Raw genomic sequence first — 15,673 nt, forward strand, 5'->3', positions numbered from 1 at the left:
CCTTAGGTTTTTGATAAACCTAATTCACGACAATGGATATGAGTGTGCTACCGATTATTATCTTGTTACCGTTAGTACTTGGCACTACCCTTGTCTCGTGGCTGAAAAATTTTTCGCGCGGGGTAACAGCCTTAGGGGCAATTGGGGTCAGTCTAAGCAGCCTCATCTTATTACTGACTCAAGCAAAAGATGTTTTTAATGGCGCAACGATCACGCAAAGTTGGTCATGGTTACCTCAGTTAGGTATCGAATTAAGTTTCCGTTTGGATGCTTTAGGTTTGTTATTTTGTTTGCTGATTAGCGGTATCGGCACACTCATTTATATCTACGCTTATTATTATTTAAGTCCGAAGAATTCACTGAGCAAGCTATATGTATTGCTCATGTTATTCATGGCATCCATGCTGGGCATCTCGCTCTCCAATAATTTAATTTTGCTGCTCATTTTTTGGGAGCTGACCAGTATTTCTTCTTTTCTGCTGGTGGGTTATTGGAGTAATTATGAAGCCGCACAGCGTGGCTCACGTATGGCACTGACCATTACCGGCATGGGTGGTTTAGCCATGCTGGGTGGCTTCATTTTGTTAGGTCAAATCACTGGGACTTATCAAATTGACCAAATTCTCACCATGACTGAGCAAATTCAAAGTCATTCGTTATTTGTGCCGACCTTATTGCTTATTTTAATCGGCGCATTTACCAAAAGTGCGCAGTTCCCGTTCCATTTTTGGCTACCGAATGCCATGGCAGCGCCAACGCCTGTATCGGCCTATCTACACTCTGCAACGATGGTCAAAGCCGGTATTTTTCTGCTTGCAAGACTCTCGCCTATTTTTGTCGGTGCTGCGCTGTATCACAATATTGTGACCTTCGTGGGTTTATTTACGCTCTGTATGGCCGCCTTTTTTGCCATTTTCAAAGAAGATTTAAAAGGCTTATTGGCCTATTCAACCATCAGTCATTTAGGTTTAATTGTCTGCTTATTGGGGATTGGATCTCCTCTCGCCATTGCCGCAGCCATTTTCCATATTATTAACCATGCGACGTTTAAAGCCGCCCTATTCATGATTGCCGGCATTATTGATCATGAAACAGGGACGCGTGATTTACGTAAACTCAGTGGGGTTTGGCAGCTACTTCCGTTCACTGCCACTTTAACCATGATCACTGCTGCCTCAATGGCGGGTGTACCACTGACCAATGGTTTTTTATCCAAAGAAATGTTCTTTACCGAACTCTTGGCTCATCTTTCTGGTCCAGTACTAATTGGCTCGGCTATTGTAGCAACCTTAGCCGGAATCTTTGCGGTGACCTATTCAGTACGACTGGTTCATGGCGTATTCTTTGACGGGCCTTTAGGCAAAGCTGTGCCCAATAAAGACGCACATGAGCCTGCTTTTGGCATGCGTGCACCGGCGACTTTTTTGGCCATTTTATGTATTTTAGTCGGACTTCTGCCTGCCCTTTTGGTTGAAAACATTGTTAATTCAACCACACGTGCCAGCACACAATTACCAAATTTTACTGGTACTCACCTTGCCCTTTGGCATGGTTTTAATCTGCCATTACTGATGAGTGCAATCGCACTTTTAGGCGGGTTGTGCTTCTACTTTGCTTTGGCCAAAGGCGGAACTATTCGTGAGATTAACCTTGATCCAATGCTGGGTAAATTCCAAGGTCGCGTGTTATTCGATTTATTTTTAAAACATTTACTGCTGAAATCACGTCAGTTCAAACGTAAAACTGAAAATGGTTCACTGCAAAGTTATTTAATCTGGATCGTGGCTTTTACTATTGCATTGGTTGCCATGCCGCTAGTCAACCAAGGTTTAACCACCGGTACGCGTGAACTAACCCATGCCCCAGCCATTGCAATTGTGCTGTGGTTACTCTTGTTCTCTGCCTGCTGGATGATGTTGTGGTTCCACCATGAACGCATTAAAGCCGTACTGATTAGTGGTGCTATAGGCTTAGTGGTGACCATGGTGTTCGTGACGTTGTCTGCACCAGACCTTGCTTTAACGCAAATTACCGTCGATGTCGTCACCACCGTTTTACTGTTGATGAGTTTGTCTTTATTGCCACAACTCACCCCTTATGAATCGAGTGGATCACGTCGTTGGCGGGATGCCCTCATTGCGATTGGCGCTGGCCTCGGTATTGGTTGGATTGCTTGGCTGATTTTAACCCGTGACCACAATTCAATTTCATGGTTCTTTATCCAGCAATCCATTCCTTTGGGTGGTGGTAGCAATGTGGTCAATGTCATTTTAGTCGACTTCCGTGGTTTCGATACCTTTGGAGAGATTACCGTACTGGGTATTGCTGCGATTGGCGCTCTGTGCTTAATGGATGGCATGCGTGCGCACGGCACCACCATTACCCAAGGTTTAACCTATCGCTTTAATCCATCACCCTTGATGTTCCGTATCACCGCTTCATGGATTTTACCTTTAGCACTGGTGGTGAGTTTGTATATCTTCCTGCGTGGACATAACTTACCGGGTGGCGGATTTATTGCCGGTTTAATTACCTCATTGGCTTTGGTCATTCAATACATTGCACTGGGTCAAGATCAAGCTGAGCAAATGTTAAAAGCCCAATCAGGACGTTTATATGAAATCTGGATTGGTTTAGGTTTGGTGATTGCTGGGCTCACAGGCTTAGGGGCTTGGTTCTGGGAGCGTCCGTTCCTGACCAGCGCGCATATTTATGTCTCTGCACCTGTTTTAGGTGAAATGCATCTTCCCTCCGCTGCGCTGTTTGATCTTGGGGTTTATATCACGGTGGTTGGTGCAACCATGCTGTTGATTTCAGTGTTAGGTGATTCGCGTCACTCCAGCATGACCGGTCCAATTGTACCGAAGGGGGAATAAAATGATCAGCTTAGAATTTTTACTTGCCTCTGCCATTGGGCTACTTACAGCAACGGGAATTTATTTAATTCTACGGGCACGTACTTTTCCCGTGGTCCTCGGTCTGGCAATGATTGGCTATGCCGTCAACTTATTTCTGTTTGCGATGGGTCGGCTGAAAATCAATGCACCCGCAGTACTTACCGAAACCAGCAAGGTCACCGATCCCCTACCGCAAGCCTTGGTGTTAACCGCCATTGTGATTGGTTTTGCCACCACTGCGTTTATTGTGCAACTTGCGCTACGCAGTCGTTATGAAACAGGGACCGATCACGTTGACTCTAAAGAAGATATTATTCCTATTGACCCACGTGAGGATGAGCCTTAATGAATGCTGTCATCCAATTCTGGACTGAACATACCCCAATTTTTAGCATTTTAATTCCAGCGTTTACTGCTTTTTTATTGGTGTTACTTGGTAATCCAGGCGCAGGCTCATTAGCACACGATTGGCGCCAACCTTGGCGTCGTGGGATTAGTTACATTTCTTCAATTTTAGGTTTAGCCACGGCTATTCTTTATTTAATCTCCGCCAGTAGTGGGAAAATCAGTGTTTACAATTTAGGTGAATGGGCTGCACCATTTGGAATTGTCTTGGTGCTAGACCAACTTTCTGCCCTGATGATTGTCCTCACGTATGCCCTAGCCACCCCAATTTTATGGTATGCAAGTCATGAGTGGGATGCACGTGGACGTTATTTCCATGCCATGTTCCATTTTTTATTGATGGGTCTATGCGGTGCATTCCTGACAGGTGACTTATTCAACTTATTTGTGTTCTTTGAAATCCTGTTGATGGCCTCCTATGTCCTACTTTTACACGGACAAGGCAAAGCACGTTTTCAACTGGGCATTCATTACGTCACCATTAACTTACTGGCTTCTGCGCTCTTTTTGATTGGTCTCGGCATTATTTACGGCAGTGTCGGCAGTTTAAATATGGCCGATGTAGCACGCTTAATCCCGCTTTTAGAACCCGATCAACATAAGCTTGCCGTGGCGGGTGGCTTATTGCTCTTTGTGGTGTTTGGCATTAAAGCCGCGATGCTACCGGTAGGTTTCTGGCTGCCTAAAACCTATGCCGTTGCCACCACACCCGTCGCTGCGATTTTCACCATTATGACCAAAGTGGGCATCTATGCCATTTTACGGATTAATGGCACGGTATTTGACGATCATTTAAGTCAAAGCATTTTGGTGTCTTGGCTATTGCCGATCGGCCTCATTACTTCAGTCTATGGTGTAATTGGCGCAATTGGCGCAGAACGACTGCGCCGCTTCGTCGGATTTATGATTCTGTCGTCTATCGGCACCATCTTAATCGCCATTTCGCTGTTTAATACCTTGGCATGGGCCGCTGCACTGTATTATTTAGTGCATAGCACCCTAATTGCTGCTGCATTTTATTTGCTCTCTGGTTGGATTACCTCACAACGCGGGGCATTTAAAGATCATTTCAAAGTTGCACCGCACATGAAACAACAGAGAGTTGTTTCATTAACCTTCTTTGTCATTGCTTTAATGATGGCAGGTTTACCTCCATTTAGTGGCTTCTTAGGTAAAGTCTTTATCTTACAAGCCACATCGCATTCACCTTATCAATTACTGATTATTATTGTGGTGTTAATTGTCAGTTTACTCAGTATTATTGCCTTTACCCGCATCGGGTTTGTACTGTTCTGGCGTGCCACACAACCCGAAGACAATCCAAATTCAGCAGAATATAAAGCCTATCAAGCCTTGCCAGATCAAGCCCCTGCTCGAAATGACAAGACCATTTATTTACTGCTTTCAGCTTTAATTCTGTATATGGTCTGTGCCAGCCCAATTCAGCAATACATGTTTAAAACGGCTGAACAAATACAAAATAATGCTTTATATGAAAGCAGAATTTTGAAAACGGATCATCTGAATCAGGCCATCAGCGTACAACCGTATGATCCAGAAAATTTACCTGAAACCAAATATGGCGGTGAAACGCTCGATCCAAATGCACATCTGATTCCTTATGTTATTTCTGAAAACACTTTAAACGGTGAACATATTTCAGAATATAAACAACGCCAAATCAATCAACAAATCGTACAAGAACCGGCCCATCCAGATGATGCCAAACTGAAACCTATGGAGCCTTAACTATGCAAAAAACATCGTTTTGGGAAAACTGGCTGCCACATCCATTTGTTTCCGTCATTGTGGCTTTAAGCTGGATCATGCTTGCGCATAGTATTGACCCAACCACATTACTGATGGCTGTGCTGCTCGGAATTTTTATTCCACGCTTAGTCAATCCCTTTGCTACCCGTACACCAAATATCAACTGGCTGTTGGCATGCAAATTATTTTTTGTGGTGCTTTGGGACATCATTATTTGTAATATTAAAGTGGCCAAATTAGTTCTTGGCCCTACGCATAAACTGCATCCTAAATGGTTTCGAGTCCCGTTAGACTCCCAGCATGAACAAGTCAATGTTTTGCTTGCTCTAATTATTACCACAACCCCCGGTACGGTCACTGCGGGGATTGACCAAGATCGTGGCGATATTTTAGTTCATGCATTAAGCAGTGATAATACAGAAATCGACATACAAGACATTAAAACTCGTTATGAAAAAGCACTAATGATGATTTTTAACGTGCAATCAGGAGACGACACATGAGCATTTTGCCTTATACGCTGGGCATATGTATGGTTGCCATCACCATTTCAATGTTCCTTTGTCTGATTCGTTTAGTCGTCGGCCCCTCTATTGTTGACCGGCTGTTGGCTCTGGATACTCTTTTTCTCAATGCCACCTGTTTAATTGTCATTCTGGGTATTTATTGGGCAAGCACCTCCTTTTTTGAAGGGGCACTCTTGGTTGCCATGCTTGGTTTTGTCTCAACGGCAGCCCTCGCGCGCTACTTTACCACTGGTCATGTCGTGGATTAGGAGTAAAAATCATGCAACTTGTTATGGAAATTCTGGTTTCAATTTTTTTATTGATTGGTGCTTTCTTTACACTGGTGGGCGGAATTGGCATGGTGCGCCTGCCCGATTTATTTATGCGGCTACATGCACCAACCAAATCAAGCACTTTAGGTCTGGGTAGTTTTTTAATTGCTGCCATTATTTTTGCTGCCTTTAATGGGCGTTTTGGTTTCGCTGAAATACTGATTACCTTATTCGCCTTTATTACTGCACCAGTATCGGCCAACCTGATGGCGCAAGCAGCCCTGCATTTACGTTTACGTTCCACCAGTGGCGAAGTCCCTGAAAGTTTAGACCGACCACTCCCTTGGCAACGTTCGCGAGTTCGCCGCCACTATCAGAAAAAATAGTCTTTATCCTTGAGGAGCTTCGGCTCCTTTTTTATAATTCAAATCAATACATTTCTCATGCTTCTGCGCAAGCACATGCATAAAGCCTTATCAAATTGATCATTGTTAAACTGATCTGATGTTTAATATCGACAATATTACCTGTCATGTCTTTCATCTTGCCCAATTTGATGAGCAGCAACAACCTGTTTAAAGCCAAGCCGATAACACGCTCACCATTTAGCTTTAGAAAGTATCTACTTTATTTAGGATGGGACAGATACATCCATAAAAAAAGCCACCCGAAGGTGGCTTTTTTGCATATAACTTACGCTATATTATTATTCATCATCTTTTTTTGCTTCTTCAGGAGGTAAATCCTTCACTGCTTCAGCAATCAAACCAAACATATAGTTACCGTATGCATTGGTTTTGTCATAATGAAAACGCAATCTTGGCGTAATACGTGTCTTGATACGACGACCCAATTCGTGACGCAAGAAACCAGAAGCACCATTTAACACGGCTAAAGTTTCTTTATTTGCTGCTTCACTTTGATCATCGCCCAGTTCACGTCCCATAACGGTGACGTAAACTTCTGCATAGCCTAAATCTGCGCTGACTTTCACCGCAGAGATGGTCACGAGACCACCTAAGCGTGGATCTTTCAGTTCTTGACGGATCAGTTCTGACAACTCACGTTGTACCGTATCCGCCATTCGCTTAAGACGTTGACTACCCGCCATTAAAGACTCCGTTTAATCAATTGAACATCATAGACTTCGATTTTATCGAGTACTTTAATGTCTTTATAACCTTTCACGGCAAGACCACATTCCATACCGGCACGAACTTCTTCAACCACTTCTTTATAGCGACGAAGAGATTCAAGCTCACCTTGGAATACCACCACGTCATCACGTAATACGCGAATCGGTTTATTACGGTGTAACATGCCTTCAAGTACCATACAGCCCGCAGCCGCACCAAACTTACTTGAGTGGAACACTTCACGCACTTGAGCTACACCCAGAATCGTTTCACGATGCTCAGGCGCAAGCTTACCGCTCATTGCTGCTTTCACATCATCAATCAATTCATAAATGATACTGTAGTAACGAATGTCGATGCCATCTGCATCGGCTTTTTGACGCGCAGTATTATCAGCACGTACGTTAAAGCCTAGAAGTACAGCTTCAGACGATTCAGCAAGGGTAACATCAGACTCGGTAATTGCACCCACACCTGAACCAATGACACGAACACGCACTTCATCCGTTGCCAATGCTTGCAAAGCAACAGTCAATGCTTCTAACGTACCACGTACATCAGTTTTAAGCACCACATTGACATAAGGCACATCTTTCTTGCCCATAGATGCCATGATGTTTTCAAGACGCATTGCACTTTGACGCTCAAGACGTTTTTCACGTTCACGAGACATACGTGCATCAGCAACTTCACGTGCTTTCTTCTCATCGTTCACCACAAGAACTTCATCACCCGCCATTGGCGCTTCAGGAAGACCAAGGATTTCGACAGGAATTGAAGGACCTGCTGATTTAATACGTTTGCCGTTTTCATCGACCATCGCACGAACACGACCGTAAGATGCGCCAGCAAGGACTAAATCACCCACTTTCAATGTACCGTTTTGTACAAGAATAGAAGCAACTGCACCACGGTCTTTATCAACACGTGCTTCAATTACCACACCTTGTGCAGCACCTTCTTCAGACGCTTTCAATTCAAGAAGTTCAGATTGAATTAAAATAAGGTCGAGAAGTTCATCAATACCTTGACCCGAATGTGCAGAAACCATCGCAACAGGTACGTCACCGCCCCACTGTTCAGGCACGATTTCTTTAACCGTCAATTCATTTAATACACGATCTGGATCAGCAGATTCTTTGTCCATTTTGTTGATGGCAACAATAATCGGTGTACCCGCAGCACGTGCATGATCAATCGCTTCAGCTGTTTGTGGCATTACACCATCATCAGCTGCAACAACAAGGACCACGATATCAGTCGCTTTGGCACCACGTGAACGCATTGAAGTAAACGCCGCATGTCCCGGTGTATCGAGGAAAGTAATAATACCTTTCTCAGTTTCAACGTGATAAGCACCGATATGCTGTGTAATACCACCAGCCTCGCCCGCTGCGACTTTAGTGCGACGGATACGGTCTAGAAGTGATGTCTTACCATGGTCAACGTGACCCATGATGGTTACCACTGGCGCACGAGTGGTTTGAACACCACGCGCTTCTTCAGCAGCTTCAAGTAAGTTATCTTCAGCTTGTGTATCAGATACAAGAACTGGGTTATGACCCATTTCTTCAACCACGAGCGCTGCAATTTCTTGCTCAATCGCTTGGTTCTGCGTAACCAGCTCACCCATTTTCATCAGTGATTTGATAACTTCACGAACTTTAATCGCCATTTTCGCTGCAAGATCAGCAACAACAATGGTTTCACCAATTTCAACATCATAAACTTGTTTTTTAACTGGTTTTTCAAAGCCATGTTTATTTGACTGACTGGTTTTCAAACCACGTTTATGTTGGTTATGGTTGAAAGATTGCTCTTCCTGACCACGACGTCCACCTTTCTTCGGTGCACGTGTGCTGGTCGTATTACCACCACGTTTAATTTCACGGTCTTCTTTCGCAAATGAATCTTCATATGCCTGACCCACAAGGCCAGCAGCAAGTGGAGAATCATCAATAACACGAATCGTTGCAGTGGTATCTTCAGCAGAGTATTTAGACGCCATTTGACGCATTTGCTCAAGCGTACGTTGCTGCCCTTCTTCAGCCGATTTACGGCGTGCTGCCTCTTCTACTGCTTTTAATTGTGCAGCCTGAGCTTCACGAAGTTTCTTTTGTTCAGCTGTTTCAGTCACTTTAACCGCTTGTTTAACAATCGGTTTGTTATTTGACTTACGCGTTACTACAACGGCCGCTTTTGAAACTTCTTGCTTCGCTGTTTGTTGCTGAGCAGCAGCACGCATTGCTTCTAAAGCTTGTTTCGCTTTAGAGGCACCTTGAGTATTCGCGCTAGAATCAGGACGTGTATTTTGTTGCACTTGATCACGACCTTGAGATTCAGTCTGTGATTGTTGTTCTGCTTTCGCTAAAGCTTCTGCTTTAATTTGTTCTGGATTCGGCTTAACAAAAGTATGCTTTTTACGCACTTCAACGTTAATTGTCTTCGCCTTACCTGAGGTACTTGCCACTTTAGCCGTACTGGTTGTTTTACGTTTCAACGTGATTTTTCCTGCATGCCCATCGTCTTGACCATGAACTTTCTTCAAATGGTTAACGAGGGTATCTTGTTGTTCAGTGGAAATAATATCTTCAGCTTTACGTTGCGGTAAACCTGCGTCACGAACCTGCTCTAGGAGCTTCTCAACTGGACGTGCTACGCTGAGAGCTAACTCTTTAATCGACTTGTCCGTCATATATTTCCTCCTAGTTAAACCATGATTCGCGCGCTTTCATAATGAGTTGGCCTGCTTTTTCAGCACCTAAACCTTCAATATCTTCAATATCGTCAGTCGCTTGGTCTGCCAAATCATCTACTGTTACCACACCGCGAGCCGCAAGTGCGTACGCGATTTCCTGCGTCATCCCGTCCATTGCAACAAGTTCTGCACTTGGATCTTGGATGTTTTCTTGTTGTTTTAATGCATCAGCCAATGTAATTTCTTTTGCACGGCTTTGCAATAATTCAACAATTTCAGCATCTAATTCAATTTCATCAAATGTTTCAGCTGGAACATAAGCAATCTCTTCCAAAGAAGTAAAGCCCATTTCAACCAAAGCCATTGCCAAATCTTCTTCAATATCTAAACGACTTACAAACATGTCTAAATATTGTTGAGCTTCATTTTGTTGACGCGCATAAAACTCTTCTTCGAGCATCATATCCAGTTTATAGCCTGTTAATTCAGATGCTAAACGGACATTTTGACCTTGCGAGCCAATCGCGCGAGCCAATTGATCAGTAGCTGCGAAAATGATATCCGCAGTATGTGCATCTTCATCAATCACAATGCTCGATACATCAGCAGGCTCTAGAGCACTGGCAATGTACTGTGCTGGATCGTCAGACCACACCACCACATCAATACGCTCACCATTTAACTCTGATTGCACCGCTTGGATACGTGTACCACGCATACCAATACAAGCACCAACAGGATCAATACGATGATCGTTTGTTTTCACAGCAATTTTAGCACGAACACCCGGTTGACGGGCAGCGGCCTTAATTTCAATGATTTCTTCAGAAATTTCAGGAATCTCTTTCTTCATCAATGCCATTAGCATTTCAGGGCGCGCACGTGACAACAATAATTGTGCACCACGACCTTCACGGTTCACGCTATATAGAATAGCGTTCATACGTTGTTTAGGACGAAGAATTTCTTTCGGAATCATTTCTTCACGTGAAAGATATGCTTCAGCATTATCACCTAAGTCAATGATAAAGCCATCTTTGGTTTGTTTTTTCACTTCACCGTAGATGAGCTCACCGACTTTAGATTCATATGCATCAGCAACTAAAGCACGCTCAGCTTCACGAATTTTTTGCACAATCACTTGTTTGGCAATTTGTGCAGCAATTCGACCAAAATCAATCGATTCAACTTCAAGTTCACGAATATCACCGATAGACCATTGTTCAGGATCTAAATCAGAGATTGCATCCTGACATGCAGGCATTTCATGATCTTCATCAGCAACCACTTCCCATTGACGGAAAGTACGGTAATCACCCGTTTTACGATCAATTTCTACACGTAAACGTGCTTCTTCTGCGTGTGTGCCTTCGTAAAATTTCTTTTTAGTCGCAGCAACTAAAGCTTGTTCAAGTGCTTCAAAAATTGCATCACGACTTACACCTTTTTCGTTACTAACCGTTTCTACTACGGTAAGAATTTCACGAGCCATAAGTCACCTATTCGTTCAGATTCTTATTTATTGAATGAATTAATCTTGGTAGATCAAATTTGATTTGTCGATATTATGACTGTCTATTTCAAGTACGTGTTGATTTTCAACTTCAACTTGAATGATCTCATTCTCAAGATCAACAGCAATCAGTTTTGCTTGAAATTTACGACGGTTTTCTACGGCACTAATCAGACGTAAAGCAATTTGCTTTCCAATATAAGCTGGCATCTGGTGAAGTTGGAAGAATGGACGATCCCAACCCGGCGAAGAAACTTCAAGTGAGTATTCACCAGAAATTGGATCATGCACGTCAAGCATTGCACCTACTTGCTGGGTTACACGAACACAGTCTTGTACGCCAATACCCTGACCTTGCTCAAGCTCACCATCTTCATTCATGATAGGTTGCGTGTTATTTTCGTTCGCTTTATCAATATAGATACGCAATAAAGAACGTTTACCTTGAGGAATAAATTCGATTCCCCAAAGATCTACATTACAAGCTTGCACTGCAGGAGTTATTAGGTCTTGAAGTGCTTGAGTTTTATTTGATAGCTTCATTTACTCTCGTCATTGTTGTGCGATTCAATAGTCGCTGTGACCGGTTCAGACTAACTCAACTATATTAGTAGTGAAACATGACAATTTGACCAATGGATGTCGACACTACACGATAGCCAATAAAAAAGGGCGTAATCGCCCCTGTGTACACAGAAAAACCAAAGTCCACTGTGCAAAAAGGCCCACCATTTTTGTGAGCCTTTTAGAAACTTGGTAGCGGGAGCTGGATTTGAACCAACGACCTTCGGGTTATGAGCCCGACGAGCTACCAGACTGCTCCATCCCGCAACAACGTGCAAAAATTATATACAATTCACTGAACATTTTCAATCAAAAAATCTTCAATGGTTGCTTGATTAAGTTGCACCTTAATCAAAAATGGTAGCGGGAGCTGGATTTGAACCAACGACCTTCGGGTTATGAGCCCGACGAGCTACCAGACTGCTCCATCCCGCATCAACCTGCAAAAATTCAATCACGATTAAAATTTAATTTAAATCGCCTATTTAGTTTGCCTCTAAATAGTATTGGTAGCGGGAGCTGGATTTGAACCAACGACCTTCGGGTTATGAGCCCGACGAGCTACCAGACTGCTCCATCCCGCATCAACAGATTTGCTGCACACACCAACTTATGTTCTGGATTACAAGTTGGTGCGGAAGGGGGGACTTGAACCCCCACGCCCGAAAGCACTACCACCTCAAGGTAGCGTGTCTACCAATTCCACCACCACCGCAGCTGTGTCGCATTCTAGTCGGATCATCTCCAAAAAGAAAGAACTAAATCAGGTTATTCGCCTGTTTTCGGTGCAACTGGCGAAGTTTCATTCGAATTTACAGGTGCAGTCGTGGTGGTTTGTACCGATTTCAAACTATAAGCATCGGTGGTTTGTTTTTTGGCAAATACAGCTAGCGTTAAACTGGTGACAAAAAACAGTGCGGTTAAAACGGCAGTCAAACGCGTTAAAAAGTTACCTGAACCGGACGCACCAAATACAGTTGCAGCACCGCCGCCACCAAATGATGCGCCAGCATCTGCACCCTTACCATGTTGTACCAGAATCAATACAATCATTAAAATGGCTAAGATAATATGTACTACCAGCACAAAAGTTTGCATGCTGAACTCCTAATTATTTTGTATTTGCAAAAGCTTGAGCAATTTCATAAAAAGACGCTGCATTTAGAGATGCTCCACCCACCAGCGCACCATTAATATCTGGACAGGTCGCCAACTCTACTGCATTTTCGGCTTTAACACTACCGCCATACAGAATAGCCATGCTTGCACCAAATGGTGTGATTTGAGTTAAACCTTCGCGAATTTTAGCATGCATCGCTTGAGCATCTTCAGGTGATGCTGTTTTGCCCGTACCGATTGCCCAAATAGGCTCATAGGCAATCACAATCTTTTGCCATTGTTCGGCTTGAACCACCGCAGCAATATCACAGATTTGTTGCAATACCACCTGCTCTGCTTGGCCATTTTCACGCTGTTCTAGGCTTTCACCTACACAATAAATAATGGTTAATCCAGCAGTTAAAGCATTTTTAACTTTCTCATTCAGTATTTGCGCTGTTTCATTAAAGATTTCACGACGTTCAGAATGACCAATCAGTACAAAATCAATATGATGATCTTTCAACAGTTCAGCACTCACTTCACCCGTGTAAGCGCCCAATCCCGCTATACGAGAAACATTCTGAGCAACGGTGTAAATCGGACGCACTGAGCTTACCAATTCCGCTTGAACATGAGTCAAAGCAAGCATACTCGGTGCAATACCGATATGACAATTTTCTTCTTTAATTTCATTATTTTGCAATAATTTTTTAAAACCACTTAACAGCTCTTTGGCATCTGCGTGCATTGGGTTCATTTTCCAATTGCCGACAACCCAAGGAGTAATAGCCGAACCCGACATACAGTAACCTATTAAAAACAATTCATTAAACCGCGCACATTCTACACGGAATTCAATCTTTTTTAGATAATTTTCGCACGGCTTTTTTATAGCAAACTTATTTTTCAAAATACATCACGACATTCTGAAAAAAAACTTCATCTTGTAAATACGACTGGTTCAAAGTTTTATGTGATATTAAGTAGATGACAACATTTTAAGATATGGTATTTTTATAGAACAAAAGTATAATTTAAAAATACCAATTATAAACAAATTGATTTCGTAGGCATATTAAAGCATGACAGCATTAAAAGGTTCACCTAGATTTACCGGTTTCAATCGACGTTTAGTTGAAGAAGGCTTCATTTCTGCTGAAAATATGCAGAATGCGATCTTAAATGCAAAAAAAGCCAATCAAGATATTGTTCCTTTTTTAATTGATCAATTAAAAATTTCGTCTTTAGATATTGCAGAAAAAATCGCTCAAGAGTTTGGCGAACCACTTTTTGATCTCAGTACCTATGATTCTGCACAAATTATCCGTGAAGGCATTGACGAAAAACTGATTACCAAACATCGTATTTTACCGATTTTTAAACGCGGCAACTTACTCTACGTCGCCACCAGCAATCCAACCAATATCGATGCCATGGATGCGATACGCTTCAATAGTAAAATGAACATTGAAGCGATTATTGTTGAGCATCCAAAACTAGAAAAACTGATTGAACAAAATTTTGCCGAAGCGGATAGTTTTCAATTCTCTGATGATGATATCGATTTAAATCTAGAGCAAGAAGATCTTAGCAATAAAGATGATGATGACGACAACGAGCAACAACAAGATGAAGCCCCGATTGTCAAATACATCAATAAACTGCTGATTGATGCCATTCGTATGGGTGCTTCGGACTTACATTTTGAACCGTATGAGAAAATGTATCGCGTGCGTTATCGTGTCGATGGCGTACTACGTCACATTGCCACCCCGCCTTTACAGCTTGCCACCCGTTTAGCCTCGCGTTTAAAAGTCATGTCTCAGATGGATATTTCTGAAAAACGTTTACCTCAAGATGGACGCATTAAACTTAAACTTTCAAAAAGTAAAGCCATCGACTTCCGTGTCAACTCATTACCCACTCTATTTGGTGAAAAACTGGTGCTGCGTATTTTAGATCCATCCAGTGCCATGTTGGGGATTGATGCGCTCGGTTATGAACCTGCACAAAAAGAATTGTTTATGCAAGCTTTGGACAAACCTCAAGGCATGCTATTGATTACAGGTCCCACAGGTTCGGGTAAAACGGTTTCTTTATATACGGGCTTAAATATTCTCAACCGTGAAGATACCAATATTTCAACGGCCGAAGATCCCGTCGAAATTAATCTAGAGGGAATTAATCAGGTCAATGTCAATGCTAAAGTGGGCTTAACCTTCTCTGCCGCCCTTAAATCATTTTTACGCCAAGATCCAGATATTGTGATGGTCGGTGAGATTCGAGATTTAGAAACCGCAGAAATTGCCATTAAAGCCGCACAGACGGGACATATGGTGATGTCCACACTCCATACCAATAGTGCGCCTGAAACACTTACACGCTTAAGAAATATGGGTGTACCTTCCTTTAATATCGCAACCTCTGTAAACTTAGTCATTGCACAGCGTTTAGCTCGACGTTTATGCCCACAATGTAAAATTCCTTCAGATATTCCAAACCTAAGTTTATTGGAAATGGGCTTTCAAGAAGAAGATTTAAGGCATCCAGATTTTCAAGTTTATCAACCTGTAGGCTGTTCAGAATGTCGTGATGGTTATAAAGGCCGTGTGGGTATTTATGAAGTAATGAAAGTAACACCTGAAATTTCGAAAATTATTATGGAAGATGGCAATGCACTTGAAATTGCAGCGGCATCGGAAAAATCGGGGTTTAATAATTTACGTCGTTCAGGATTAATGAAAGTCATGCAGGGGGTAACTTCTCTTCAAGAAGTTAATCGTGTGACTAGCGAATAGATAAAGTATTTAA

Annotated in this window: 13 protein-coding genes and 4 tRNA genes; 7 read left to right on the top strand and 10 right to left on the bottom strand. The window is 42.7% G+C overall.

All coding sequences use genetic code 11. The annotated features are described in order from the left end of the window. Window positions 1-32 precede the first annotated feature (32 nt). Genes F994_RS09050 through F994_RS09075 form a run of 6 tightly spaced genes read left to right on the top strand, consistent with a single transcriptional unit; the run spans window position 33 to window position 6,236 of the window. Complete coding sequence (locus F994_RS09050; protein WP_004650011.1) at window positions 33-2,876, top strand: monovalent cation/H+ antiporter subunit A; 2,844 nt, start codon at window positions 33-35, stop codon at window positions 2,874-2,876. Between the two features lies 1 nt (window position 2,877). Next, window positions 2,878-3,243, top strand: a complete 366-nt coding sequence (locus F994_RS09055; RefSeq protein ID WP_004650012.1) for a Na+/H+ antiporter subunit C — start codon at window positions 2,878-2,880, stop codon at window positions 3,241-3,243. Beyond that, complete coding sequence (locus F994_RS09060) at window positions 3,243-5,051, top strand: monovalent cation/H+ antiporter subunit D (RefSeq protein WP_004650013.1); 1,809 nt, start codon at window positions 3,243-3,245, stop codon at window positions 5,049-5,051. The genes F994_RS09055 and F994_RS09060 overlap by 1 nt, the downstream gene beginning before the upstream one ends. Window positions 5,052-5,053: 2 nt before the next feature. Then, window positions 5,054-5,575, top strand: a complete 522-nt coding sequence (locus F994_RS09065; RefSeq protein ID WP_004650014.1) for a Na+/H+ antiporter subunit E — start codon at window positions 5,054-5,056, stop codon at window positions 5,573-5,575. After that, the gene (locus F994_RS09070) at window positions 5,572-5,847 is read left to right on the top strand and encodes a monovalent cation/H+ antiporter subunit F (RefSeq protein WP_004650015.1); all 276 of its coding nucleotides are present in this window, start codon (window positions 5,572-5,574) and stop codon (window positions 5,845-5,847) included. The genes F994_RS09065 and F994_RS09070 overlap by 4 nt, the downstream gene beginning before the upstream one ends. An 11-nt stretch (window positions 5,848-5,858) precedes the next feature. Further along, window positions 5,859-6,236, top strand: a complete 378-nt coding sequence (locus tag F994_RS09075; RefSeq protein ID WP_004650016.1) for a Na+/H+ antiporter subunit G — start codon at window positions 5,859-5,861, stop codon at window positions 6,234-6,236. 320 nt (window positions 6,237-6,556) lie between these two features. Here the strand turns inward: F994_RS09075 and F994_RS09080 are convergent, their stop codons facing one another. From F994_RS09080 to tpiA, 10 genes are all read right to left on the bottom strand, one after another. After that, on the bottom strand, window positions 6,557-6,961 hold the full coding sequence (locus F994_RS09080; RefSeq protein WP_004650018.1) for a ribosome-binding factor A: 405 nt from the start codon (window positions 6,959-6,961) through the stop codon (window positions 6,557-6,559). After that, entirely contained in the window at window positions 6,961-9,681 is a 2,721-nt protein-coding gene (gene infB, locus F994_RS09085; protein WP_004650019.1) for a translation initiation factor IF-2, read from the bottom strand. Before infB ends, F994_RS09080 begins: the two co-directional genes overlap by 1 nt. A 10-nt stretch (window positions 9,682-9,691) precedes the next feature. Beyond that, window positions 9,692-11,176: a transcription termination factor NusA gene (gene nusA, locus F994_RS09090; RefSeq protein WP_004650020.1), complete on the bottom strand. Its 1,485-nt coding sequence runs from the start codon at window positions 11,174-11,176 to the stop codon at window positions 9,692-9,694. Between the two features lie 39 nt (window positions 11,177-11,215). Next, complete coding sequence (rimP, locus tag F994_RS09095) at window positions 11,216-11,740, bottom strand: ribosome maturation factor RimP (protein ID WP_004650021.1); 525 nt, start codon at window positions 11,738-11,740, stop codon at window positions 11,216-11,218. A 211-nt stretch (window positions 11,741-11,951) separates the two neighbouring features. Further along, window positions 11,952-12,028 (bottom strand) — tRNA-Met (locus F994_RS09100). 91 nt (window positions 12,029-12,119) lie between these two features. After that, a tRNA-Met gene (locus tag F994_RS09105) sits at window positions 12,120-12,196 on the bottom strand. A gap of 72 nt (window positions 12,197-12,268) precedes the next feature. After that, window positions 12,269-12,345, bottom strand: a tRNA-Met gene (locus F994_RS09110). 46 nt (window positions 12,346-12,391) lie between these two features. After that, a tRNA-Leu gene (locus tag F994_RS09115) sits at window positions 12,392-12,476 on the bottom strand. 53 nt (window positions 12,477-12,529) lie between these two features. Then, the gene (gene secG, locus F994_RS09120) at window positions 12,530-12,859 is read right to left on the bottom strand and encodes a preprotein translocase subunit SecG (protein WP_004650022.1); all 330 of its coding nucleotides are present in this window, start codon (window positions 12,857-12,859) and stop codon (window positions 12,530-12,532) included. Between the two features lie 13 nt (window positions 12,860-12,872). Beyond that, window positions 12,873-13,664, bottom strand: a complete 792-nt coding sequence (tpiA, locus tag F994_RS09125; RefSeq protein WP_004650024.1) for a triose-phosphate isomerase — start codon at window positions 13,662-13,664, stop codon at window positions 12,873-12,875. Window positions 13,665-13,944: 280 nt separating this feature from the next. Here tpiA and pilB point away from each other — a divergent pair, with 280 nt between their 5' ends. Further along, complete coding sequence (pilB, locus tag F994_RS09130; protein ID WP_004650025.1) at window positions 13,945-15,660, top strand: type IV-A pilus assembly ATPase PilB; 1,716 nt, start codon at window positions 13,945-13,947, stop codon at window positions 15,658-15,660. Window positions 15,661-15,673: the final 13 nt, after the last annotated feature.

It is taken from the genome of Acinetobacter bohemicus ANC 3994, from assembly GCF_000367925.1.
GTDB classification, from domain to species: domain Bacteria; phylum Pseudomonadota; class Gammaproteobacteria; order Pseudomonadales; family Moraxellaceae; genus Acinetobacter; species Acinetobacter bohemicus.